This is a genomic window from Shewanella sp., assembly GCF_048265805.1.
Lineage (GTDB): Bacteria > Pseudomonadota > Gammaproteobacteria > Enterobacterales > Shewanellaceae > Shewanella.
Window position 1 is genome coordinate 68777 of record NZ_JBLXAT010000006.1, and the last position, 22988, is coordinate 91764.

The window sequence follows — 22988 nt, forward strand, 5'->3', positions numbered from 1 at the left end:
GCAAACCATCAATTATATACTTTTACACCAATCTGTGCCAGCTTGAAATTGTGCTCTGACGCTCGAAAAACTCTAATGTTGCGCCTTCATGGCGCTTATCAGCTTTTGTAGCTGGACCTTTTCTTCTCGGGTCAGATCTTGTTTCATGCTGAGTGCTTGGTAACGCTGCTCAATATATTGATTATTAAGCCATACCAAGCTTTCCTTGAACCCTTGCTGCAGATGCTCATCCGCCACTTGATGCTCCCATTGAGCAACTTTTTTCAGGGTCGAAAACTGTTCGGTATCCCGATAATGTTCAAGTAGTTGTGCGCTGGTCATCGTACTCGCGCGGGTTAAATCCAGTAATTCAATCAACAGCGCTACACCTGGCATTTTTAGGTGTTTTAGTGCCGGCTGTGGCGGCATTTGATAGCCTAAGTTGGGTTGTTGCACCAACAGGGCTATCGCTAATCTCAGCGGTGTTCCGCGTCCTTTTAATGACGGCGATGATAGACGTTTTTGTTGGCGGGATTTTAACCCCAACATCCGCTTCATCTGCTCGGCATTATCCATGCGCAAACGGCTGGCTAACTGCTCCAGCATCATATTTTGCAGCACTTCATCCTGAATTTTTTCAATCAAGCTGCTGGCGTGTTTGGCCAAGCTGGCTTTGTCGGCACCGTGCTGTTCCGTAAGTCCATTAAAGAGTAGCTCTTCAATGGTGATTGCGCGGTCAATAAGCTGCTCAAATTCCGCCTTACCGACTTTGCGCACCGTTGAATCGGGGTCTTCACCTTGCGCTAAGAACATAAAGCGCACGGTGTCACCCGGTTTCATCAATGGCAGGGCGGTTTCCATTGCGCGCCATGCAGCTTCTTTACCGGCGTTGTCGCCGTCGTAGCAACACACCACCTCTTTGGCGCTGCGTAGCAACATTTGGAATTGTTCACTGGTGGTAGACGTTCCAAGGGACGCTACGGCGTAATCAATGCCAAACTGTGCTAAAGCTACTACGTCCATATAGCCTTCGACGATCATTACCCGCTGTGGGTCGCGGTGTTTCTGCCGCAGTTCATACAGGCCATAAAGTTCGTTGCCTTTATGAAATATGGGCGTTTCCGGAGAATTCAAATATTTTGGTGTGCCATCGCCAAGTACTCGGCCACCAAATGCCACCACACGGCCACGACGGTCGCGGATGGGAAACATCAATCGATCACGGAAGCGGTCGTATCTGCGGCCTTGGTCGTTGGCAATTAACATGCCTGCCGCGAGTAGTTTCTCTTGTGCGTCACTGCTTTTCCCAAGCGTGTTGAGAATGTTGTCCCAACCGTCGGGCGCGTAACCTATACCAAATTGTTCGACAATTTCAGCAGAGAGGCCACGTTTAGCAACATAGTCATTGACTTGTTGTTGCTGTGGGTGATGCTTAAGTTGCGACTGAAAATAGTTGGCCGCAGCTTCCATGAGTTGATAGAGATCGCGACTTAATCCTTCGTCCCGGCGGGGGCCGTTACCGTGCTCACGTGGGACTTCTAATCCCAGTTGGCCAGCAAGTTCTTCAATAGCATCAGGAAAGTCCAACCGATCATATTCCATGACAAAATCGATAGCATTGCCATGGGCGCCACAGCCAAAACAGTGGTAGAACTGCTTATCTCGGCTGACGGTAAATGATGGGGATTTTTCACTGTGGAACGGACAGCAGGCAGCATAATTTTTGCCCGCCTTTTTCAAGGGAACCTTGCGTTCTATCAAGTCAACGATGTCAGTGCGAGCAACTAGCTCATTGATAAAATCACGAGGTATGGCCATTTATCTACCGGTTAAAGTTGAACCGATGTAAACAAACAAGCCGCGCTGTCGCACGGCTTGTTCATACGTTAAAGCACTATCATTGCAGTTTAGCTTTTATCAGTGCGCTTACCGCACCCATATCTGCTTTACCTTGCACTTTAGGCTTCAACGCTCCCATTACTTTGCCCATATCCGCCATGGATGAAGCGCCAGTTGTGGCGATAGCTTCGTCAATCAACGTAGTGATTTCAGCATCCGTAAGCGGTTGAGGGAGAAATGATTCAATCACTTCTACTTCCGCAGCTTCTGCTTGTGCCAGCTCATCACGCCCTGCTGCTGTATATTGCTCTATAGCATCACGACGCTGCTTCACCATTTTGGTGAGCACAGCCAGAACTTGCGTATCATCGAGAGTTTCGCGGGTATCCACTTCAATCTGTTTGATAGCGGCTAATGCCATGCGAACCGTACCTAATCTCACCTTATCTTTGGCGAGCATGGCTTGCTTCACAGAGCCTTTAAGCTGTTCTGTCAGAGTAGTCATAACGGGATTAGTATAAACGTACGCGACGTGCGTTTTCGCGAGACAGCTTTTTAGCCAGACGTTTTACAGCAGCAGCTTTTGCACGTTTACGAGCAGTAGTTGGCTTTTCGTAAAACTCACGGGCGCGAACATCAGCTAAGATGCCAGCTTTTTCGCAAGAGCGCTTGAAACGACGCAGAGCAACGTCGAATGGTTCATTTTCACGTACTTTAATAATTGGCATACGCCATCACCCCTTAGGTGTTAAGTTTGTATTGACCCAAGATTGAGTCAATGGGTTTTAAAATGGTGCGAAATTCTAAACCGAGTTGCCCCCGTTTGTAAAGTGCTGCTTGTTAATCTAGTCATACTGCAACAATTGAATCTAACCCGCTAATGGCTGTAGAATTAGCGCCCACTTTTTATGTTGTTGGTAGTCAGAATGCGAGTACTCGGCATCGAATCATCCTGTGATGAAACAGGGATTGCGGTTTATGACGAGCAGCACGGGTTGTTATCCCATGCTTTATATAGTCAGGTAAAATTACATGCCGATTACGGTGGTGTGGTGCCAGAGTTGGCGTCACGCGATCATGTGCGCAAAATTGTACCGTTGATCCGCGAAGCGCTGGCTAATGCCGATACTACCATTGAACAATTAGATGGTATTGCCTACACCAAGGGCCCCGGGTTGATTGGTGCATTGTTGGTTGGCGCCTGCGTTGGGCGCTCACTGGCTTTTGCTTGGGATAAACCCGCTGTGGGTGTGCACCACATGGAAGGGCACTTGCTTGCACCGATGTTAGAAGCTGATGCACCTGAGTTTCCATTTATAGCATTGTTGGTTTCGGGTGGTCACTCAATGCTGGTAGATGTCAAAGGCATTGGTCGGTATCAGGTGTTGGGCGAGTCAATTGATGATGCCGCTGGTGAAGCGTTTGATAAAACCGCTAAGTTGATGGGCTTGGATTATCCCGGCGGCCCACGTCTGTCAAAGCTGGCTGCTCAAGGTCGCGAAGTGAATTACAAATTTCCACGGCCAATGACTGACCGCCCTGGGCTGGATTTCAGTTTCTCTGGTTTAAAAACCTTTGCGGCTAATACTATTGCGGCGCAGCCCGATGACGAGCAAACTCGTGCCGATATCGCCCGTGCGTTTGAAGAAGCGGTGGTTGATACCTTAATGATTAAGTGCCGCCGCGCCTTAGAGCAAACGGGTTATAAGCGGTTGGTGATTGCCGGTGGCGTGAGTGCTAACCAACGTTTACGCGCGCAACTGGGGGAGATGATGCAAAAACGTGGTGGCAGAGTGTATTACCCGCGTGGCGAATTCTGTACCGATAACGGTGCGATGATTGCTTATGCAGGTCTGCAACGGTTGAAAGCGGGTGAGTTGGAAGACTTAGCCGTGAAAGGGCAACCTCGTTGGCCGTTAGATACGCTAGCGCCAGTATGACGCGTAGCTACAATGCATCATAAAACGGTGACTTAATGTCGCCGTTTTTTATTGCCGAACATCTTAGGTTCTTCACGTCTATACAGCCGCAAAATATTATCTTTATGGCGCAAAATGATCAGTGCCGACAACATGCTTACTGGCAGAATAAAGCGGTCATCAAACCACAAGGTATAAAATGGGGCAAGTAACGAAGTGATAATTGCTGCTAATGACGAATAGCGGCTCACCAACACTACCAATAGCCAAGTGCCCATCAAACTGACGGCCATATAACTGATTGGTGCCATGGCACCAAGCGCCGTTGCCACACCTTTGCCACCTTTAAATTGGAAGAAAATGGGATACATGTGACCAATACAGGCAGAAATGGCAATAATCCCCAGCCAAAAACCATGGATCCCCATGATATAGGCAACGTAAGCGGGCAGTGCGCCTTTCAACATATCAAAGAAAAACACTAACCCAGCAGCCCACACCCCGCCAATGCGCAGTACGTTGGTAGCGCCGGGGTTTTTTGAACCTTGGCTACGTGGATCGGGCAGACCTTTTAAACGACAGACTAAGATGGCACTTGATATTGAACCGAGCAAATAGGCGACAATGATCATAGCGATGATTAACAGTGCTGAGCTCAATTTGGTGTCCTTATCGTCTTAAGGTATTATCGCCGCCACTACGCGAATACACGATGGGATTTTTCGCTGCGCGAATAGGCTATCACGACGCCGGCTATAAGGCTTTAATCTCAAAGTCTTATCCTACTCAAAGTTATGCTGACCCGAAAGCCTAATCGTGGGAAATCTTGTTCTGAGCGCGCGATTATAACGGTAATGTTGTATTTTGCTTATCTGACCTCCAAGGTTAAGCGGGAATTTAATGGATAAAGTGTTAATTAGAGGGCTGCGCGTCGATACAGTCATCGGTATTTATGAATGGGAAAAGCAACTGCATCAGCAGCTGCAGATCGACTTAGACATCGCGTGGGATAACCGCTCGGCCGCAGAACATGACGATTACAGTAAGGCGTTGTGCTACGACACAGTGAGCAAACGGATTGTGGCGCTTATTACTGAAAAGCCGATTGAGTTGATTGAAACCGTGGCAGAGAGAATTGCGCAGTGTTTGCTGGCCGAGTTTCAAAGCAATTGGGTACGTGTGCGAGTAATGAAACCGGGTGCGGTGGACATTGCTGATAACGTCGGCGTTGAAATTGAGCGCAGCAGGTAATCGAGCGCATGGCAAATATCTATATCAGTGTTGGTAGTAACATTGAGCCGCAGCGTTACATTCGAGTTGCTATCAACGAACTACAACAACTCCTTGGCTCGCTTGAGCTTTCTTCCGTGTATGAAAGTGAAGCCGTCGGCTTCAATGGTGATAATTTCCTGAATATGGTTGTCGGGGCGACGACGGCGCTTTCCGTTGCTGAATTGGTACAGCAATTTAAGCAGATTGAACGTCGTAATGGTCGTGCGGCTAATGCGCAAAAGTTCGCCCCGCGCACGTTAGATCTTGACTTATTACTCTATGACAATCAGGTTATTAGTTCGCCAGTTGTGTTACCGCGTGCAGAAATTCTCACCAATGCATTTGTTTTATGGCCGCTAGCGGAACTTGCACCCCAATTACAGCATCCAACCACAGCTATGAGTTACCAAGCTCTTTGGCAACAGTACGATAAGTCACAACAACGCTTGTGGCCTATCACGTTTGAATGGCAGCCGTGACGCCTGTTTTTTGAGGATAATAATGGAAACGTTTCAAGTAGTGGTTTTGGCGTTAATTCAGGGATTGACTGAGTTTTTACCCATTTCTAGTTCTGCACACCTGATTTTACCCGCCCAATTACTGGGTTGGCCTGATCAAGGATTGTCGTTTGACGTTGCTGTCAATACGGGCTCGCTATTGGCGGTAGTTATCTATTTTCGGCGCGAACTGTGGACGATGGCAGGGGCATGGAGTGTCAGTATCGTTAAGCGTGAGTCCAGTGCCGAGAGTAAACTGGCGTGGTGGATTATTTTGGCCACCATTCCAGCTATTATTTGTGGCTTCGCTTTTAAAGATTTTATCTCGACCAATTTACGCAGTTCAGCGGTGATTGCCACCACGACTATTGTATTCGGTTTACTGCTGTGGTGGGCTGACTACGCTGGTAAACGGCAACTATCTGAGTATCAAACTGGTTGGCGTAAAGCGTTGTTTATTGGCGTCGCGCAAGCATTGGCATTGATCCCGGGAACTTCGCGCTCTGGCGCGACCATGACGGCAGGGTTAATGTTAGGGTTAACGCGTGAAGCTGCTGCACGTTTCTCGTTTTTAATGTCGGTACCGGTAAGCCTAGGCGCTGCCATTTTGGTAACTAAGGATTTACTGGAGAATCCGGCAGCGATTGATACCCATGCGCTGATACTGGGCACGGTGTTGTCTTTCATATCGGCCTACGCTTGTATCCACTACTTTTTGAAAATCATCAGCAAGATGGGCATGTTGCCATTTGTGATTTATCGCCTCGCGCTGGGATTGTTTTTGGTCGGCTTTCTATTAGTTGTCTAGCGATACTTAAACTGCTCGATACATTTGGCTTTGAAGGCAATGGTGGGCTGTTGTTTGCGGTAGGTTGGTAGAGTCAACCTTAAGCAATAGTGCAAACCATTGCTTTTATATTGCCACCATTCGGTACGATGCTGATGTGCTGATGTGCTGATGTGCTGATGTGGCGTCTGCTATTGATATGTAGCCGATTTTATCTCAGCTAGGCAGTAGGCGTGTAACTGTGTTTTAAGATTCATCGGTCGCTCTTACACGACTTATCTGCTGTATCAAATACCGACACTAAAAACAAAATCGGCAACACGTCTGTGTTGCCGATTCGTGCTGTAGACGTTGTCTCTACTACTTTTTGTAACGAGAAGCAACGTTGTCCAAACGATCGTTAGCGCGTTTTGCTTCTGCTTGAGCGTCAGCAGCAGCAGATTTTGCATCTCTTACGTCAGCAGCCAGTTTGGTTTGCTCAGATTGCAGTGAGTCAACTTTAGCAGACAGTTGATCAACTTTTGAACCTAAGTTTGCAACACTTTCATTGATAGCGTCAGTGTTTGCACAACCACCCAGCAAAGCAGTCATAGCTACGCCAGCAATCAACAGTACTTTTTTGTTCATGGATAAATCCCTTTTAAAAGAGTTTTGGTTTTAGTGGTTCGACCCCGAAAGATCGATCCCGTGCATTATCTCATAGCCAAAATTCATTTGGCTATGGGGGTCTAAAAATAAAGTAAGAACTACGATATCGAATGCGTCAATAATTGCAACCTTTACGAGCAATTTGCGGATTTTTCTGGAATATTTCGTTAATCTCGCCGTTTTTAAACATTCTGATTGAACTCTGTTAACAGCGTTTTGATTATTGTAGTCCGAATTTTAGCAACCTGCTCTTTGATCTCGGCGCCTTTATACCCTGCGGCGAGAATCGGTTTGATATCCACGGCTGCTGCTTGGTCAAATAGTTGCTGCAGTAACCGCCCTTGTTGGTAGGGCTGCTGCTCGAAACCGGCACGTCCTTGAGCATCCGCTTGGCACACACTCACTAGCTGGGAAACGCGCTGCGGTTTTCGCCATGCATCCATCTGGTCAAGTTTGCGTAAAACCGTACTTGGTTTGAGTTGCGGTAAGTTATGAATATCTTGGTGTAGTTCACTCGCAAGTGATGCCAGTATCCGGTATTCATTCGGTATCCGTAACCGCGTGCACAGCGCCGTTATTGGGGCTATCCCAGCGTGACCGTGACCGTGGTGTTTTGGTAATTCCTCCGCTGGGGTTAATGCCTTGCCTAAATCATGCAAAAGTGTCGCAAAACGTACTTGCGTGTCATCACTGAGCTCAGTTGCTTGTTTTAGAGACAGTAACGTATGCAGACCCGTATCGATTTCTGGATGCCATTGCGTAGGTTGTGGCACGCCGAATAGTGCATCTATTTCCGGCATGACATGGGCTAACGCTCCGCAATCTCGTAGCACTTCAATAAATACCCAAGGCGACTGCGTATTGAGCGCGCGCGCTAGCTCTTGCCAAATGCGCTCGGCACTCAACGCTTCTAGCTCATTACTTGCGGCAATCTCGCGCATTAATGCCATGGTTTCGGGTGCGACGGTAAAACCTAAGTCAGCGTATCGTGCGGCGAAGCGGGCAACACGCAGCACGCGCAGTGGGTCTTCAATAAAAGCAGGCGAGACATGGCGTAATACACGCTGTTCTAGGTCTTGTTGACCACCATAGGGATCAAACAACTGCCCCCGCTCATCTTTAGCAATGGCATTGATGGTTAAGTCGCGCCGTAGTAGATCTTCTTCGAGTGTTACTTCTGGGCTGGCATCTACCGTAAAACCGCCATAGCCTCGGCCCGTTTTGCGTTCAGTGCGGGCGAGGGCATATTCCTCTTGAGTTTTGGGATGCAGAAAGACGGGAAAGTCTTTACCGACTTGCCGATAACCTTTGGCGAGCATCTGCTCCACCGTTGCCCCTACAACCAAGTGGTCACGGTCTTTAATTGTCAAACCTAATAATTGGTCTCTGACGGCGCCGCCAACAAGATAAATTTGCACAATAACTCCTTATTCCTTGGTGGCTGTTGTTTTCTGTTGCAGTGGTTGCTGCCTGAACGGTTTAATTAAAACGTATTCTGTACCTTGTTGCACCTAGCGTTAGGCATTACGGAGCGAGTCTGGTTTATAACGCGTTTAATTTGAACGGAAATCTAACACAAAAGGCCAACAGTCTTCGAGCGTGAGCAGCATATCATCAGCATGCTAGCGACGGCACTTTTTTAAGCACGGCACATTTAATGAGCCAGGGTTTTGACAATCTTTAGCCATGTCTTAAACTGGTCGGCAATTCAGGACATAAGGACTGCCCAGCCCCATGTATAAGGCGTTTTTTGGACTCTCAGACAACCCGTTTTCGATTGCTCCTAACCCTAGTTATCTCTTTTTAAGTGATCGCCACCGCGAAGCGCTAGCGCATTTGACCTATGGATTAGGTGAAACTGGCGGATTTGTGCTGCTCACTGGTGAAGTGGGTACGGGAAAAACGACGGTATCCCGTTGTTTACTGCGGCAGTTGCCAGAAAACACCGATACCGCATTTATTCTTAACCCCTCACTGACCGAATTAGAACTGCTGGCAACCTTGTGCGATGAGCTTGGCATTAAATATGGTGAGCAGCCAACGTTGAAGCAACTGACCGATCTGATTAGTCAATTCCTGCTGAATAATCATCAAGCAGGCCGTAACACGGTAATGATCATTGATGAAGCGCAGCACCTGCGAGCCGAAGTATTGGAACAGCTGCGTTTGCTGACTAACTTGGAAACGGACACGAAGAAATTGCTACAGGTGATTTTGATTGGTCAGCCTGAGTTGCAACATTTGCTAAAGCGTCAAGAGTTGCGCCAGTTGGCTCAGCGCATTACCGCGCGCTATCACCTGTTACCGCTGACCGAGCAAGAAGTCAGCCTTTACGTGCAGCACCGTTTACGTGTCGCTGGACGCAGCGAACCCCTGTTCAATCATGGCGCGATTAAAGCACTGCATCGCTACAGTGGCGGTATTCCGCGTGTGATTAACTTGCTGTGTGAACGGGCATTAATGGCGGCTTATGGGCAGAACCGCACGCCGATAAATAAGCAGATGGTTGATGCTGCGGCTGAAGAGGTACTGGGTGAGCCTGTGGGCAAGGGCAAAGCTCCGTGGGCATGGGGCAGTGCCGCTGTGGTGTTATTAGCTGCGATGGGGACTGGCATTTGGTGGTGGAGCAGTGCCGAGCACTTAGCTACACCTCATGCTGACACTGTTGCTAATGTCACCGCTCTGCCTGCGGTACAACCGCAGACAAACGTAGCCAACCAATTGCTGAGTAATGCCATGTCACAAAGCCAAGCGATAGATACCGCTTATGCCGGCTTGTTTGCTTTATGGGATGAAGCGCCATTTGCAGGTGTGTCGGCCTGCCAGTCGGCGCAACAGCTAGGTATGGTGTGTGCCCAGCAACAAGGTACGCTGCAACAACTGATCGCGATTAATTATCCTGCTGTGGTTTACCTTAAATCTGGCGAGCAGCTCTTTTATGGTGTGCTGGTTAAAAAACAGCAACAACAACTTTTATTACAGCTTAACGAACAGCAATTTTGGGTGTCTCAAAGTTGGTTCGAACAACACTACATTGGCACCTATGAGGTGCTGGCAAAAAGAGCGGCAGATACGCCGAACCAAGTCACCCCAAGTGCCAACCTTGCGCAAGTGCAGTGGCTGGAAAATAGCTTAGCCAAAGCGCAGCAACGTCCAGCGCGTTCAATGAGTTATTTTGATAGTGAGTTGGCTCAATCGCTGCAGCAGTTCCAATCGGCGCATCAACTGCCTGTTGATGGACGCGCTGCGTCCGACACTATCGCAGTATTGGCTTTGTATGCCGCCCATGATGGGCCACAGTTGGTAGCTGGAGACCGTAGCTAATGTCAATTCTATTAGATGCGGTGTCGCGTGCTAAACAGGAACAGCAAGGCGAGCAGATCGATCCTGTGCTATCACCTCGTTTGCCGATGAATCACGTTCAACCCAGTGATAAACGTTGGATTTATGCGGTGTTACTGGTGCTACTCACTATTCTGGTATTGGCGGTGGTGTGGCGTTTAGTGGCGCAACCTCAAGCGGTGCCAACGATAGTGGCTACACCTTCTGCGGTAGTGCAACCAGTTGTAGCACCGCAACCTGAAATTGCGCTAGCGGGCAAAGTGAGTTTACCAATGGCGAAGGCTTTGCCAGCACTGCAGCCTGCAGTGACAGCAGCCAACACTGTGTCATCAACAGAGGTCACCACAACTGAGTCGGTGGTGGATGATACTCCTGCTGTTGAGGAGGTTGAACCGATCATATTAGGTGCGCAAGCGAACGACAAAGGGATGGCAATGTTGCAGCGCCTGCGTGATGGTCAGATGGCTAACGATACGCCCCGTGCTGACAATAATTCCCGCAGCGCAGAATCTACTCAGCGGGAAGTTGATGACGAGCTAGTCAGTCGATTTCAAGCGGCGTTAAGTGAAGTTGAGCGGCGTAATGCGTTGACGCAATCAAATGCGCCATTAGCGGATAACGCGGCGGCCAAACCCACATCGCCAGCCCAATATCCATCCTACGGTGAATTACCCGCAGGCTTGCAGTTGCAAGTGCCGGAATTCAACATTATTGCACATATGTATGCTACCGACCCAAGCAAGCGCTGGCTCAATGTGGATGGCCAAGAGTTGCAAGAGGGCGATAAGATTAAGCAGAAGCTGACGATTAAAGAGATCCGCGCCAACGATGTGGTATTGGAAATCCAAGGGCAAGATTTCCGCGTCCCCGCCATTTAGTCGAGCATCAATTAATAAAAAAGCGCCATCAGGCGCTTTTTTAATGCGTATTATCAGGGCCGCTTAGGCTATCCAATGGCCGAGAAATAAGGTCAGCGCATAACCTCCGCTGTAGCACAGCAGTAGTGCGGGGACATACTTGAGATAAGATACAAATGTCAGCTCCTCAATTTTACTCATGGCGATAATCCCCGATGCCGAACCAATCACTAATAGTGAACCGCCGACGCCCACGGCATAAGTAAGCCCTAACCAGCCCGCTAACGATAACTCAGGTGATGCTTTCAATAGCGCAGCGGTGAGCGGCACGTTATCTAGTAACGCCGAGCCCATACCGGTGACGTAGTTGGCAATTGCAGGATTATGGGAGGCATATACTGCGGCGAGTTGTTCCAACACACCAATCTGTTTAAGCATGCCAACTAACAACAAAATACCTAAAAAGAACAGTAAAGTATCGAACTCCACTTGGCGAATATACTCAAGGATGCGGATCTCCTCGGTATCGGTATGCACTGTCTTACCGACTAAGAACATCACCGACAAACCTGTTAAGAAGGTGAGCACTGGCGGAATCGCCCACAGGATATTGAGCACCATAGTGAGTACGATGGTACTGACAAAAATCAGCGCGATAATTACATCTACGGTTTCAATCGATTGCGTGACGGTGTTGGCATAAACTCGGCCGCTGGCCTTAAAGGAAAACAGCACCGCCAGCAATACAACGCTGGCTGCTGCGGGAATGACTAGCACGAGCAAGTCAGCCATGTTGACGTGACCATCTAAGAAGATCATCAGGGTGGTCACATCACCAGTAATCAGTGATACACCGCCGGAGTTGACCGCAAAGATGATTAGCACCGCCATGCGCCGGCGAATATTACTATCGAGTTTGAAGGTGGTCAGTAATCCAAGTGAAACCAAGGTGGCGGTGACGTTATCGCAGATGGCGGAGAGAAGTAGGGAAAATATCGCCACCTGAATCATTAAAAGCCGCACATTGATACTTTGTGGAAACAGCTTGCTCACCACAATTTGGATCATCCCTTTGGCGTTAAGGTAGGCAACAAATGTCATGGTCGACATTAAAAACAGCCACAAGGTGGCAATTTCTAATAAGTTATCTTCGAGTTGTTGATTAACCGCGCTGGTATCGTTGGCTGAAGGGGCGGCAACAAACAGCGTAATCCATGAGATACAGCCGAGAAATAGCGTGGTTTTGGCTTTGTTAATATGCGTCACTTCTTCAAAGATAATACTAAGCAGCGCCAATACTGCGAGCAGTAGCAGAAACGTATTGAGCATGGTGGTTCCATCCGTAATTGCGGAGTGTCAAAGGGCCGGTTGGTCACGATGCTGGTGGTAAGCGAGATTGATATCGCTGCGAGCAACCGCAGCACCTAGTGTGACGAAGCGCACGAATTGGAACATGTAGCAACGGGTATACGCAATATTACTTAAGTCTTAAATTAAGCTTAATATTGGTGTCCGCGCCAGATAATCTATTGAGTTAAATTGTTTTGTTTGAGTAACATAAAAGGCCCATGATGGGCCTTTTATGTAATGACTCGTGATTAGCCTTTAATACGGGCAAACACGCGGTCAGCAGCGTTCAAGGTCGCGTTAATCTCTTTGTCGCCATGAGACAGTGACAAGAAGCCAGCTTCAAACGCGCTCGGTGCTAAGTAAACACCTTCATCCAGCATGCCGTGATAGAAGGCTTTAAATAGCTCTAAATCACATTTGGTCACTTGTTCAAAGTGAGTCACTTTTTCTGCATCGGTGAAGAAGATACCGAACATACCGCCAACATAGTTAACTGCCATGTTGATGCCATGTTTGGCCGCGGTGGCTTTTAAACCTTCAGCGACTTGTTTGGTTTTGTCTGCCAGCGCTTCATATGCGCCGTCTTTACACAGTTCGTTCAGCTGTGCCAGACCAGCACTCATCGCGATTGGGTTACCAGACAAAGTACCTGCTTGGTAAACTGGACCCGTTGGTGCGATATATTCCATCACTTCTTTACGACCACCGAAGGCACCTACTGGCATACCGCCACCAATCACTTTACCCAACGCGGTAAGATCGGGCTTCACCCCGTAGTGACCTTGAGCACCACCACGAGCCACACGGAAACCAGTCATCACTTCATCGATGATCAGCAATGCGCCAAACTCATCACACAAAGCCCGCAGACCTTGCAGGAAACCGTCAACTGGTGGAATGCAGTTCATATTGCCTGCCACTGGCTCAACGATAATACACGCAATATCTTCAGGATATTGCTCAAAAAGCGCACGAGTGGATGCCAAGTCGTTATAGGTGGCGGTTAGGGTGTGTTTGGCAAAATCCGCCGGAATACCCGGTGAGCTTGGTTGGCCCATGGTCAGTGCGCCTGACCCCGCTTTTACCAGCAGGCAGTCAGCGTGGCCATGGTAGCAGCCTTCAAACTTCATGATCTTGTCGCGGTTGGTGTAACCACGCGCTAAACGGATGGCGCTCATGGTAGCTTCAGTGCCTGAACTTACCATGCGCACTTGTTCGATGGAGGGCACCATTTCGCGCACTTTTTCCGCCATGATGACTTCAAGTTCGGTCGGTGCGCCAAATGACAAACCATTCGCTACGGCTTTTAATACCGCTTCGCGGATCACTGGATTGTTATGACCTAAAATCATTGGTCCCCATGAACCAACGTAGTCGACATAGGCTTTGCCGTCGGCGTCATAAATGTAAGCGCCATCAGCCTTGTCGATAAATCTTGGTGTTCCGCCGACACCATTAAAAGCACGAACTGGTGAGTTTACGCCACCAGGAATGGTCTTTTTGGCCTGAGTAAACAGGTCTTCAGAACGGGTCATATTTCATCCTTTTTAAACGTTCAATTAACGTACGGTTTTGCTTGAGAACCAGTTCACTGGACATTCATATTGTTCCAGTTGGTCAGCTACGCCGAGCGTTAGTGCAAACAGTGCCATACGGATCAACAAGCCATTATCTGCTTGACGGAAAATGGCCAAGCTTGGGTTGTTGTTCAAATCGTTATCCAGCTCGTTTGCCTGCGAACGTGAGTCGCGCGGCAGCGGATGCATGATCACTGTGTTAGATTTACAGTTTTTAGTGTAGATAGCGCTGTTGAGTCGAAACTTACCGCGATATTTATCTGCTTCGTCTTGCGATGGGAAACGCTCTTCCTGAATACGGGTCAGATACAAAATATCAGCCTGATGCAGATTACCTTCCAATTGGTCGGTAATTGTGACGCGGTGGCCAGCGTTTTCAATGTCGGCGATCACATAGTCTGGCATCGCTAATTCTTTTGGCGAAATCAGTGTGAAAGTGATGTTCTTATACATACACAACAAGCGCGACAACGAGTGCACGGTACGGCCGTATTTTAAATCACCCACCATGGCAATGTGCATACCGTTGATGGTCATGCCGTTGCTGTTCAACTCTTTTTTGATGGTGAACAGATCCAGCAGCGCTTGCGTTGGGTGTTCGTTGGCGCCGTCACCACCGTTGATGACCGGCACGCGTGAGCCTTGGGCAAACTCAGCCACTGAATGGGATTGCGGATGACGCATGGCAATCACATCAGAGTAGCTGGACAGCACTCGCGCGGTGTCATACAGCGATTCACCTTTAGAGAGTGATGAGTTGGCCATGCCGACGGTTTCTGAGACGCGGCCGCCAAGCAGGTCGAAGGCGCAGCTAAAGCTGACACGAGTACGCGTGCTAGGCTCAAAAAACAGGTTGCCAAGAATTGCACCGTCTAACACACGAGTACGCTTCTCACGCAGTGCATAGGGAGTCATTTTCTGAGCAACATCAAAGATGGTTTGAATCGAGTCCAGATTTAACTGGTTCACAGAGAGGATATGGGATCCCTGGAATTGGTTCATCAGCCTAGTTTCCAATGTAGGGTGTGCAGGCCACGCCAAAGCTGCACAAGGTTTTATGATATTTGGCTGAGAGCAGACTATAGCAGATGCGTCACTTCAATAAAACGCTCGGCTTTTGAATTTTGTGAACCAATCGCTAATGTATTTGCCGCTAACGAGCGCTAGTTGTTGCATCAGTTGCTAATATGAAGGCGGTTTACGCCGGTAGTAGATGGAGAAAACTATTGAGAAATCGGTAAATTATCAAATAATAATTGGTGAATTGTTGATGTTTGTCATAGCATTATCTCGCTGGATCAATAAGCTATTGCAGCACGCCGTTTCTTACTTAGCCGCCAACTTTAAGTACTAAGAAGTATGCCCAGATTTGCTAATATGCATTTCCCGTTGAAGGGATTGCTCAAACATCGACTGACGCCTGGCTTTTTCACTTCTCAACCCGATTATCTCGTTTTGTTGTCGCTGTCGGCCGTGGTCGGCGCTCTCGCAGGGCTAATTGTGTCGATGTTTGAAGCTGCTATCCATTTAATGACCGATCAGCGGTTACATTTTTTTGATAGTTGGCAACTGCCAGTAGGGATTACTGCGCTGTTAGTGATTTTGGCCGGGGCCTTAGTCGCCGCAGTCGGCTTTGTGTTAACCGCCAAACTGGCACCAGAAACCAGTGGCAGTGGTATTCCGCACGTTGAAGGCGCTTTGGACGGGTTGCATGACATACGCTGGTGGCGTGTGTTGCCAGTAAAATTTGTCGCCGGTGTGCTGACGTTAAGCTCTGGCATGGTACTAGGGCGAGAAGGGCCATCAGTGCAAATCGGCGGTGCTGTCGGCCGAATGTGCGCCGCGCTTATCAGTAAATATCCCTATGCACCACACGTGCTTACCGCCTCTGGTGCCGCAGCGGGGTTAGCGGCCGCGTTTAACGCGCCTCTGGCGGGTATTCTGTTTATCATCGAAGAGATGCGGCCACAGTTTCGCTACAACTTCACCTCATTCAAATGCGTCACATTAGCGTCGTTGATGGCGACTATCGTGCTGCGTTATTTCCATGGCCAAGACGCCGTAATGGACATTCCCACCTTTCAGGTGCCGCCGTTAGGTTCACTGTGGTTGTTTCTATTACTCGGGATTATTTTTGGGGTTATCGGTACTTACTTTAATTTATGGGTGCTGCACTGCACTGCCTTTTTCAAACGGTATCACCGCAACAACATATTACGCGTAGCCAGCACTGGCGCAGCATTGGGTGGTCTATTCGCCTTGTTCCAACTCTATCTACCTTCGATTTCTGGTGGTGGTGTAGCGCTGATCACCGAATTTGTGCGTGAGCCAATGGCGTGGGGCATCATGGTATTAATTTTTGTGGTGCGTTTAGTGGCAACCTTAGGTTGCTTCTCCTCCGGGGCACCCGGCGGGGTATTTGCGCCGATGCTAGCACTGGGAACCTTGCTGGGTTTGGCTTACGGCACCGTGGCGGCAGGTTTGTTCCCCTCTTTGGTGGCAGAGCCTGGGGTATATGCGGTTGCAGGAATGGGCGCATTATTTGCGGCAACGGTTCGTGCACCGGTGACTGGCATTATTCTGGTGGTTGAGATGACTGACAACTATCAGTTGATTATGCCATTGTTGATGACCTGTCTTGGCGCAACGTTTATTGCGCAAGCTTTAGGGGGCAGCCCGTTGTATTCTGCCTTGTTGACTCAGTCGCTTTCTACCAATGCGCCACCAGCTGCGCCGACACCAACTACAGCAAGTGCGGCTGCTGAGACAGCGGACAACAACATTCCCGTTGCCAGCGCGCCAACCAAAACGGAATAAGCGCCTTCCGTACTCATTAGAGCACCGCTTAAGCAATAGACATTGACTGTGGTGCTTTTTTCACAGTGCCTTGTTGCGATATGATGGCAAGTTACTTCGCTTTTAGACATGTAAGGTAGTATTTTCATGGCTTCATTTCGTCGCTGGTGGTTTCGAACCCAATTGCGCGAGCGCCAGCTTCGGCCCTCATCCAACTACTTGTTAGCATTAGTTTTCGTAGCCTTTTGTATCGGCGCTTTAAGTTACTATTTATATTCAGATAATTCGCCAACAGGGAATGGTCATGCCCGTAAGCAACTTGTTAAGTATCAGCAGGAATTAGAAGCGCAAGCCAACGCGCTGGCGAATCGTAATTTGGAGTTAGCGCTGGCGCAAAACACCAATAAAGAGATGCAAGATCTGTTTACTAAACAGCACCAACGGCAGCAAGAGTTGGAACGCGAACTGAGTTTTTATCGCAGTGTGATGGCGCCAGAAAATAACGTTGATGGTGTGGCGATTAACAGTTTAGAGCTGCAACCTCGGCCATTACCGCAGCAGTATCACGCTAAGTTGATCTTAACGCAGCTGAAAAAACGCAAGCAGCAGTTATCGGGTTATGCCGAGCTCACATTGAAGGGAATTAAAGACGGCAAAGACGTTGAGATCCCGTTGGCATCGATCAACAATGGCGCTAAACTCCAGTTCAGTTTCCGCTATTTTCAGGTGATAGAGACCGATATCTCGTTACCTGAGGCATTTGAGTTACAACAGATTGCGGTCAAGGTGGTCGTACCGAGAAGTCGTTGGAGCAAAGGTGGTGAAACGGAGCAAAGCTTCAGTGTGCCAGAATTGCTCAACGGTGAGAAAGACACCAGCATAATACTTGAACAAAACAGTCAGGTAATAGATAATCCGCCGCAGCAAGAAGACGTCAAGGGGTAATAATGACTGAGCAAGCAGATGCAGCAATGCCGATTTCATTTACAGATGCGGCAGCAGCCAAAGTAAAGGCTTTGCTGGACGAAGAGCAAAATAACGAACTTAAACTGCGTGTTTATGTCACAGGTGGCGGATGTTCAGGTTTCCAATACGGTTTTACCTTCGATGAAAAAGTTAATGAAGGTGACTTTACCATTGAGAAGCAAGGTGTACTGCTAGTGGTTGATCCGATGAGCCTGCAATATTTAGTGGGCGGCGAAGTGGATTACACCTCAGGTTTGGAAGGTTCACGTTTCTTCGTGAAAAACCCGAATGCTAAAACAACCTGTGGTTGTGGGGCGAGTTTCTCTGTCTAATTTGTCAGGTAGCTGACACAAAAATGCCGCTAATGTTAGCGGCATTTTTTCTAGCTCATAATGTTAAAGCTGTTTTTTCGTTGGAACCATTGAGTGACTTTCGCGGTAAACAGTAGCCATAAGTGCAACATACTGAGTAGCAGCGCGGCAGCAAATATAGCCCATTGAGGCACGGTGGCCAGTACACTGTTGCTCCACCACGTTTGCCATGCTTGCGCGAGTTGTGGATTCTGTTGTAGCAGGTAAGGCGCCATCGACACACTCAGCAGAATAAACACCGCTAAACCGCGTAAAATCCAACCTGTGGCTTGTTGTTTCGCGAATATAGACAGTACCACCATCAATAGGAGTAGCGCAGGGACGACCGCCACCCCGTTCACTAAGGCGGTTAGCGCCAGCACACTGTAAACAATGCACAGTAAGATCAAGCGGTTGGGCATAGTGAATTTTATCGGCACAGCAATGTCTCGCTATCTGTTAGTGCTTGGTTTTTGGCTTTAATTGGCTTTCCAACTCGTAAGGTGGCACCACGACACCTAAATCATCTTCCATTGGGAATACCGCGACGAACAGCTCATCGTCTTCCATGCCAGGAACCCAACGTTCTAGCCAGTCGACCAACGGGATAGACAGTGGACGGCAGTCTTGCCATTCATCTTTAATCCATGCGATAGCCGCCGCTTCTGTTGGCCATACTGGAATGCAATCTTCATCATCAGTGGTAAGCATTACACAGCCATCATCATCCTGAATAACCCACAGTTCTTTGTGTTCTTTCGCTTGTTCAACAAGATATTGATAGCGTTGCTCTGGGGTGTAGTTAGCAAAATTGGTGTTACTGTTTTTCATGTGGTTCCTACAGATTCGGACGATGATTCAGCGGCGCATACTATCACCAGTCAATGCGCCGATAAAGCGGTTAATCCGCCGGGAATAGTGCACCTAATACCGCACTGCGTGATGCCCCCGTTACTGCGGGCAGGTTGGCGTACAAGTTGGCTTTAAAGCGCATTGCTAGCCACGCGAAGGCGATACCTTCAACCCATTTAGGGGCAACGCCTAGCGCATCGGTAGTGGCTATGTGATGGCTTGACAGTAATTCCGTCAAACGGCGCATTAGCTCACCGTTGAGAGCGCCACCGCCACAAACATACACCTCGCCACTGTCGCATAAACGAGTGATCTCTCCGGCGATACTATGGCAGGTGAGGTCCATTAGTGTTGACTGAATATCCTCTTCACTAAGTTGCGAAAATTCAGACAACTGTTGCTCTAACCAAGCTTGGTTAAACAGCTCGCGGCCAGTACTTTTGGGCGCCGGCTGTTGAAAATAGGGGTGCGATAACAGCTGTGTGAGTAAAGGTATAGAGGTTATTCCCGTGGCTGCCCAGGCGCCATCTTTATCAAACGGCTCTTGTTTCACTTGCTGTGTCCACGCATCGATCAGTGTGTTGCCTGGACCTGTATCGTAACCAAGCACTTGCTTAGCATCGCCCGGTAGCCAGGTCACATTGCCAATACCACCAATATTGAGAATGACGCGGTTAACGTCAGCTTTGGCAAATACTTGCTGGTGGAATGCAGGGACTAATGGTGCCCCCTGACCGCCAAGTGCGATGTCTTTGCGACGAAAATCAGCGATGACATCAATGCCGGTTTCTGCGGCGATCGTGTTAGGGTCACCAATTTGCAGGGTAAAACCGATTTCTAAATTGGGCATATGGCGCACGGTCTGGCCGTGGCTGCCAATGGCAATAATCTCTGATTTGTCGACATTCGATTTAGCCAGCAGCGTGTTAACTGCTTTAGCGAAGATTTTGCCAACGGTACGGTCTAGACGACCTAAGCGATTAATTTCATCGTTGCCCGGCTGACACAAACGTTGCAGCCCTTTATATAAATGGTCGGGGTAATCTTCGGTGTGATGAGCAATGAGTGTCGGCTGACCTTGGTCAAATTTAACCAGCGCAGCATCCACGCCATCCATACTGGTGCCCGACATTAAGCCGATATAATAACCTGTTGTGATATCCATAATCCCTTCACTGTTGCATTGCGACTTGAACTTGTTTCTGCTGATTAAGCGATGCCATCAACTTCTTGCTGAGTGCCATAAACGCGGAGCGCTCTTGGCTGGCGATAGGGTCGGCCTTCGGCAACTCAACCGTTCTTGGGTTGCGGTGCACACCGTTCACAATAAACTCGTAGTGGAGGTGAGCACCAGTAACGCGTCCGGTTTTACCTAGCGTGCCGATGATCTGTCCCTGCTTCACATTGTCCCCAAGTTTTACTTTACGCTTATTGAGGTGCAGGTATTTGGTGGTGTACGTCGCACTATGGCGAATAAACACGTAGTTACCATTAAAGCGGTTATAGCTGGCTTCGACAACCTTACCGGCGCCAGCCGCTTTGATTGGGGTACCGATGGCGGCAACGTAATCTACGCCGCGGTGCGGTCGAACTAACCCGGTGACGGGGTGTAAACGCTTAGGGTTGAAGTTTGAACTGACGTACTTGAAGTCTACCGGCGAGCTTAAGAACGCTTTACGCATACTGCGGCCGTCTTCTGAATAATACTGGCCGTCGCTATAACGCACGGCGGTAAAGCGCTTACCTTGGTTAATAAACTCAGCGGCAAGGATGTTGCCGTTACGCAAAAATTCACCATCTGCGTACTCTTGTTGGTAGATCAGCGAGAAGCTATCGCCGTTACGAATGTCGAGAGCAAAGTCGACATCCCAGCCAAAGATGGTTGCCAACTGCATAATCTGCGCCGGATTTAGCCCAGCATCAACCCCCGCATTCCAGAAGTTGCTTTTGATATTGGCATTAACGAAGGCTTGGCGATTTTCAACTTGTTTGGCTGTCACGGACTCTTTAAAGCCGTCGCCATCATGCTTAATGGTGAGTGTGGAAATGGCATCAATGCGGTACTGTAGCATTTCTAATGCACCGCTACTGTCTTTGCCGATGGTAATCTCTTCGCCCGGCATGATCTTAATCAGGTGTTTTTTGGCCAACGGCAGTTGAGTGATGTCATACACTTCGCGAGCGGTGAGTGACGCACGTTGGAATAGCGCCGCGAGCGTATCGCCACTTTTTACCTCAAAATGCTCCATCTCTGCCATATTGGGTGTTTGCTTATCGACCTGAGGCTCCAGTGCTTCGCTGGTTTTCTCTGCGAGATCGGCTGTAATGGCTTCAGCTGCTTGTTCGGAGGCTTCGATTTCGCCGCTTTCATCAACGTTTTGTACGCTAGGATTATCAGGTGTGCGAAACGCCAATGGCACGTCATAGCGTATCTTGCTTGACGATGTTGGTGTTTGTTTAGAGGCTTCGGCACGTTCCTGTGGAATGAATATCAGCAAGAGAGTGGTCATGACCAGCACAGCAAGAATGACTTGGTGCTTTTTCGGTAGCAATGTAAATAGAGTAATGAATTTTGCCATTGAGCCTGAATACCACGAAAAAACAGTGACTAGATATAAGCCGTTAGTTTACACGCTTTCAATTAGGCTGGCTAACAAGTACCATAAGCCTCTTTATTTTTGTGCCTTGGGGGAGTTCTAGGCAAGATGACTGATTTAGCACAAGTATTAGCAGAAATTAAACGTGGTACAGAAGAAATTCTGCTGGAATCCGATTTGCTGGAGAAGCTGAAAGAAGGTCGTCCGCTGAAGATCAAGCTTGGCGCTGATCCGACTGCGCCTGATATCCATTTAGGCCACACCGTGATTTTGAACAAACTGCGTTTGTTCCAAGAGCTCGGCCATGAAGTGATTTTCTTGATTGGTGACTTCACTGGCATGGTGGGGGACCCGAGTGGTAAGAATACCACGCGTCCACCGCTGACTCGTGAGCAAGTGACAGCTAACGCGGAAACATACAAGCAGCAAGTGTATAAAATTCTTGATCCAGCCAAGACCCGTATCGAGTTCAACTCTTCTTGGTTAGAAGCGTTAGGGGCTGCAGGCATGATCCGTTTGGCTTCACATCAAACGGTGGCGCGGATGATGGAACGTGATGACTTTAAGAAACGCTATGCTGCGGGTCAATCTATCGCGATTCACGAATTTATGTACCCGCTGTTGCAAGGTTGGGATTCGGTGGCGTTGCATGCGGATGTTGAACTGGGCGGCACTGACCAGAAATTCAACCTGCTGATGGGGCGTGAACTGCAAAAAGCGGAAGGCCAAAAGCCACAAACCGTGATCATGATGCCGCTGCTGGAAGGTTTGGATGGCGTGAAGAAGATGTCAAAATCTTCAGGCAACTACATCGGTGTGAGCGAAGCGCCGGATGAGATGTTCGGTAAGCTGATGTCGATCTCTGATGAGCTGATGTGGCGTTACTTTGAGCTATTATCTTTCCGTCCATTGACTGAAATTGCTGACTTTAAACAGCAAGTTGCCGATGGTGCTAACCCACGTGATATCAAGATCCTGTTAGCGAAAGAGATTATTGCTCGCTTCCATGATGCAGCGGCCGCCGATGGCGCTGAGCAGAACTTTATCAATCGTTTCCAAAAAGGGGCGATGCCAGATGATATCCCTGAAGTGACGCTGGTTGCGGGCGCTGAAGGTATGCCATTAGCCAATCTGCTGAAAGAAGCGAGTTTGGTTGGCTCAACCTCAGATGCCATGCGCATGGTTAAGCAAGGTGCGGTCAAGATTGATGGCGAAAAAGCCGAAGACAGTAAACAAAGCTTTGCTGCGGGCACTACCGCTATCTTCCAAGTAGGCAAGCGTAAGTTTGCTAAAGTGACCTTGAGTTAAGCCTGTTGTTCGCCATCAAAAAAAGGAAGCCAATGTGCTTCCTTTTTTAATG

At 48.7% G+C, this 22988-nt stretch carries 23 protein-coding genes; 10 read left to right on the forward strand and 13 right to left on the reverse strand.

From position 1 onward, the window contains the following. Positions 1-72: 72 nt before the first annotated feature. The 3 genes from dnaG to rpsU form a co-directional block, all read right to left on the reverse strand. Complete coding sequence (gene dnaG, locus ACN0TT_RS05960) at positions 73-1797, reverse strand: DNA primase (protein WP_417761223.1); 1725 nt, start codon at positions 1795-1797, stop codon at positions 73-75. Positions 1798-1876: 79 nt separating this feature from the next. Continuing rightward, positions 1877-2323, reverse strand: coding sequence for a GatB/YqeY domain-containing protein (locus ACN0TT_RS05965; protein WP_417761224.1), 447 nt, complete (start codon positions 2321-2323; stop codon positions 1877-1879). A 7-nt stretch (positions 2324-2330) separates the two neighbouring features. Next, the gene (rpsU, locus tag ACN0TT_RS05970) at positions 2331-2546 is read right to left on the reverse strand and encodes a 30S ribosomal protein S21 (protein ID WP_006080725.1); all 216 of its coding nucleotides are present in this window, start codon (positions 2544-2546) and stop codon (positions 2331-2333) included. A 198-nt stretch (positions 2547-2744) separates the two neighbouring features. Between rpsU and tsaD the strand changes: the two genes are divergently transcribed. Further along, a complete protein-coding gene (gene tsaD, locus ACN0TT_RS05975; RefSeq protein ID WP_417761225.1) occupies positions 2745-3758 on the forward strand; it encodes a tRNA (adenosine(37)-N6)-threonylcarbamoyltransferase complex transferase subunit TsaD in 1014 nt (337 codons plus the stop codon). A 32-nt stretch (positions 3759-3790) separates the two neighbouring features. Here the strand turns inward: tsaD and plsY are convergent, their stop codons facing one another. Further along, positions 3791-4396, reverse strand: coding sequence for a glycerol-3-phosphate 1-O-acyltransferase PlsY (gene plsY / locus ACN0TT_RS05980; RefSeq protein WP_417761226.1), 606 nt, complete (start codon positions 4394-4396; stop codon positions 3791-3793). Positions 4397-4637: 241 nt separating this feature from the next. Here plsY and folB point away from each other — a divergent pair, with 241 nt between their 5' ends. Genes folB through ACN0TT_RS05995 form a run of 3 tightly spaced genes read left to right on the forward strand, consistent with a single transcriptional unit; the run spans position 4638 to position 6314 of the window. After that, the gene (gene folB, locus ACN0TT_RS05985; RefSeq protein ID WP_417761227.1) at positions 4638-4988 is read left to right on the forward strand and encodes a dihydroneopterin aldolase; all 351 of its coding nucleotides are present in this window, start codon (positions 4638-4640) and stop codon (positions 4986-4988) included. Positions 4989-4996: 8 nt separating this feature from the next. Further along, a complete protein-coding gene (gene folK / locus ACN0TT_RS05990) occupies positions 4997-5488 on the forward strand; it encodes a 2-amino-4-hydroxy-6-hydroxymethyldihydropteridine diphosphokinase (protein ID WP_417761228.1) in 492 nt (163 codons plus the stop codon). A 22-nt stretch (positions 5489-5510) separates the two neighbouring features. After that, positions 5511-6314: an undecaprenyl-diphosphate phosphatase gene (locus tag ACN0TT_RS05995; protein ID WP_417761229.1), complete on the forward strand. Its 804-nt coding sequence runs from the start codon at positions 5511-5513 to the stop codon at positions 6312-6314. 339 nt (positions 6315-6653) lie between these two features. Here the strand turns inward: ACN0TT_RS05995 and ACN0TT_RS06000 are convergent, their stop codons facing one another. Together ACN0TT_RS06000 and ACN0TT_RS06005 are read right to left on the reverse strand one after the other, a co-directional pair. Further along, positions 6654-6920 (reverse strand): Lpp/OprI family alanine-zipper lipoprotein, encoded by a 267-nt coding sequence (locus ACN0TT_RS06000; RefSeq protein WP_417761230.1) that lies wholly within the window; start codon positions 6918-6920, stop codon positions 6654-6656. A gap of 203 nt (positions 6921-7123) precedes the next feature. Then, positions 7124-8359, reverse strand: a complete 1236-nt coding sequence (locus tag ACN0TT_RS06005) for a multifunctional CCA addition/repair protein (protein ID WP_417761231.1) — start codon at positions 8357-8359, stop codon at positions 7124-7126. Between the two features lie 316 nt (positions 8360-8675). On the opposite strand from ACN0TT_RS06005, the gene ACN0TT_RS06010 reads away from it, so the two are divergent. Together ACN0TT_RS06010 and ACN0TT_RS06015 are read left to right on the forward strand one after the other, a co-directional pair. Continuing rightward, positions 8676-10265: an ExeA family protein gene (locus ACN0TT_RS06010; RefSeq protein ID WP_417761232.1), complete on the forward strand. Its 1590-nt coding sequence runs from the start codon at positions 8676-8678 to the stop codon at positions 10263-10265. Then, positions 10265-11161 carry a general secretion pathway protein GspB gene (locus tag ACN0TT_RS06015; RefSeq protein WP_417761233.1) on the forward strand — a complete coding sequence of 299 codons (897 nt, stop codon included), beginning with the start codon at positions 10265-10267 and terminating at the stop codon, positions 11159-11161. Before ACN0TT_RS06010 ends, ACN0TT_RS06015 begins: the two co-directional genes overlap by 1 nt. Positions 11162-11224: 63 nt before the next feature. Here the strand turns inward: ACN0TT_RS06015 and nhaD are convergent, their stop codons facing one another. The 3 genes from nhaD to ACN0TT_RS06030 form a co-directional block, all read right to left on the reverse strand. Next, positions 11225-12469, reverse strand: coding sequence for a sodium:proton antiporter NhaD (nhaD, locus tag ACN0TT_RS06020; RefSeq protein WP_417761234.1), 1245 nt, complete (start codon positions 12467-12469; stop codon positions 11225-11227). A gap of 269 nt (positions 12470-12738) precedes the next feature. Beyond that, positions 12739-14025 carry a glutamate-1-semialdehyde 2,1-aminomutase gene (hemL, locus tag ACN0TT_RS06025; RefSeq protein WP_417761235.1) on the reverse strand — a complete coding sequence of 429 codons (1287 nt, stop codon included), beginning with the start codon at positions 14023-14025 and terminating at the stop codon, positions 12739-12741. 24 nt (positions 14026-14049) lie between these two features. Beyond that, positions 14050-15069: an aspartate carbamoyltransferase gene (locus ACN0TT_RS06030; RefSeq protein WP_417761236.1), complete on the reverse strand. Its 1020-nt coding sequence runs from the start codon at positions 15067-15069 to the stop codon at positions 14050-14052. A 357-nt stretch (positions 15070-15426) separates the two neighbouring features. On the opposite strand from ACN0TT_RS06030, the gene clcA reads away from it, so the two are divergent. From clcA to erpA, 3 genes are all read left to right on the forward strand, one after another. After that, complete coding sequence (clcA, locus tag ACN0TT_RS06035; RefSeq protein ID WP_417761237.1) at positions 15427-16884, forward strand: H(+)/Cl(-) exchange transporter ClcA; 1458 nt, start codon at positions 15427-15429, stop codon at positions 16882-16884. 126 nt (positions 16885-17010) lie between these two features. Beyond that, the gene (locus ACN0TT_RS06040; protein ID WP_417761238.1) at positions 17011-17808 is read left to right on the forward strand and encodes a DUF6776 family protein; all 798 of its coding nucleotides are present in this window, start codon (positions 17011-17013) and stop codon (positions 17806-17808) included. Positions 17809-17810: 2 nt separating this feature from the next. After that, complete coding sequence (gene erpA, locus ACN0TT_RS06045) at positions 17811-18161, forward strand: iron-sulfur cluster insertion protein ErpA (protein ID WP_238894608.1); 351 nt, start codon at positions 17811-17813, stop codon at positions 18159-18161. A gap of 50 nt (positions 18162-18211) precedes the next feature. On the opposite strand, the gene ACN0TT_RS06050 is transcribed toward erpA, so the two are convergent. The 4 genes from ACN0TT_RS06050 to ACN0TT_RS06065 all read right to left on the reverse strand — a co-directional run bounded on the left by ACN0TT_RS06050 (position 18212) and on the right by ACN0TT_RS06065 (position 21610). Continuing rightward, entirely contained in the window at positions 18212-18619 is a 408-nt protein-coding gene (locus ACN0TT_RS06050; protein ID WP_417761239.1) for a hypothetical protein, read from the reverse strand. A gap of 19 nt (positions 18620-18638) precedes the next feature. After that, positions 18639-19010 (reverse strand): DUF2750 domain-containing protein, encoded by a 372-nt coding sequence (locus tag ACN0TT_RS06055; protein WP_417761240.1) that lies wholly within the window; start codon positions 19008-19010, stop codon positions 18639-18641. 70 nt (positions 19011-19080) lie between these two features. Further along, positions 19081-20190: an anhydro-N-acetylmuramic acid kinase gene (locus ACN0TT_RS06060; RefSeq protein WP_417761348.1), complete on the reverse strand. Its 1110-nt coding sequence runs from the start codon at positions 20188-20190 to the stop codon at positions 19081-19083. Between the two features lie 13 nt (positions 20191-20203). After that, positions 20204-21610 (reverse strand): peptidoglycan DD-metalloendopeptidase family protein, encoded by a 1407-nt coding sequence (locus ACN0TT_RS06065; RefSeq protein WP_417761241.1) that lies wholly within the window; start codon positions 21608-21610, stop codon positions 20204-20206. Positions 21611-21736: 126 nt separating this feature from the next. Here ACN0TT_RS06065 and tyrS point away from each other — a divergent pair, with 126 nt between their 5' ends. Continuing rightward, on the forward strand, positions 21737-22936 hold the full coding sequence (gene tyrS, locus ACN0TT_RS06070; protein ID WP_417761242.1) for a tyrosine--tRNA ligase: 1200 nt from the start codon (positions 21737-21739) through the stop codon (positions 22934-22936). Positions 22937-22988 lie beyond the last annotated feature (52 nt).

Excerpts from the sequence above, each read along its gene's own strand:
- dnaG (WP_417761223.1), bottom strand. The coding sequence starts at position 1,797 with ATGGCCATACCTCGTGATTTTATCAATGAGCTAGTTGCTCGCACTGAC.
- ACN0TT_RS05965 (WP_417761224.1), bottom strand. The coding sequence starts at position 2,323 with ATGACTACTCTGACAGAACAGCTTAAAGGCTCTGTGAAGCAAGCCATG.
- rpsU (WP_006080725.1), bottom strand. The coding sequence starts at position 2,546 with ATGCCAATTATTAAAGTACGTGAAAATGAACCATTCGACGTTGCTCTG.
- tsaD (WP_417761225.1), top strand. The coding sequence starts at position 2,745 with ATGCGAGTACTCGGCATCGAATCATCCTGTGATGAAACAGGGATTGCG.
- folB (WP_417761227.1), top strand. The coding sequence starts at position 4,638 with ATGGATAAAGTGTTAATTAGAGGGCTGCGCGTCGATACAGTCATCGGT.
- folK (WP_417761228.1), top strand. The coding sequence starts at position 4,997 with ATGGCAAATATCTATATCAGTGTTGGTAGTAACATTGAGCCGCAGCGT.
- ACN0TT_RS05995 (WP_417761229.1), top strand. The coding sequence starts at position 5,511 with ATGGAAACGTTTCAAGTAGTGGTTTTGGCGTTAATTCAGGGATTGACT.
- ACN0TT_RS06000 (WP_417761230.1), bottom strand. The coding sequence starts at position 6,920 with ATGAACAAAAAAGTACTGTTGATTGCTGGCGTAGCTATGACTGCTTTG.
- ACN0TT_RS06010 (WP_417761232.1), top strand. The coding sequence starts at position 8,676 with ATGTATAAGGCGTTTTTTGGACTCTCAGACAACCCGTTTTCGATTGCT.
- ACN0TT_RS06015 (WP_417761233.1), top strand. The coding sequence starts at position 10,265 with ATGTCAATTCTATTAGATGCGGTGTCGCGTGCTAAACAGGAACAGCAA.
- nhaD (WP_417761234.1), bottom strand. The coding sequence starts at position 12,469 with ATGCTCAATACGTTTCTGCTACTGCTCGCAGTATTGGCGCTGCTTAGT.
- hemL (WP_417761235.1), bottom strand. The coding sequence starts at position 14,025 with ATGACCCGTTCTGAAGACCTGTTTACTCAGGCCAAAAAGACCATTCCT.
- ACN0TT_RS06030 (WP_417761236.1), bottom strand. The coding sequence starts at position 15,069 with ATGAACCAATTCCAGGGATCCCATATCCTCTCTGTGAACCAGTTAAAT.
- clcA (WP_417761237.1), top strand. The coding sequence starts at position 15,427 with ATGCCCAGATTTGCTAATATGCATTTCCCGTTGAAGGGATTGCTCAAA.
- ACN0TT_RS06040 (WP_417761238.1), top strand. The coding sequence starts at position 17,011 with ATGGCTTCATTTCGTCGCTGGTGGTTTCGAACCCAATTGCGCGAGCGC.
- erpA (WP_238894608.1), top strand. The coding sequence starts at position 17,811 with ATGACTGAGCAAGCAGATGCAGCAATGCCGATTTCATTTACAGATGCG.
- ACN0TT_RS06055 (WP_417761240.1), bottom strand. The coding sequence starts at position 19,010 with ATGAAAAACAGTAACACCAATTTTGCTAACTACACCCCAGAGCAACGC.
- ACN0TT_RS06065 (WP_417761241.1), bottom strand. The coding sequence starts at position 21,610 with ATGGCAAAATTCATTACTCTATTTACATTGCTACCGAAAAAGCACCAA.
- tyrS (WP_417761242.1), top strand. The coding sequence starts at position 21,737 with ATGACTGATTTAGCACAAGTATTAGCAGAAATTAAACGTGGTACAGAA.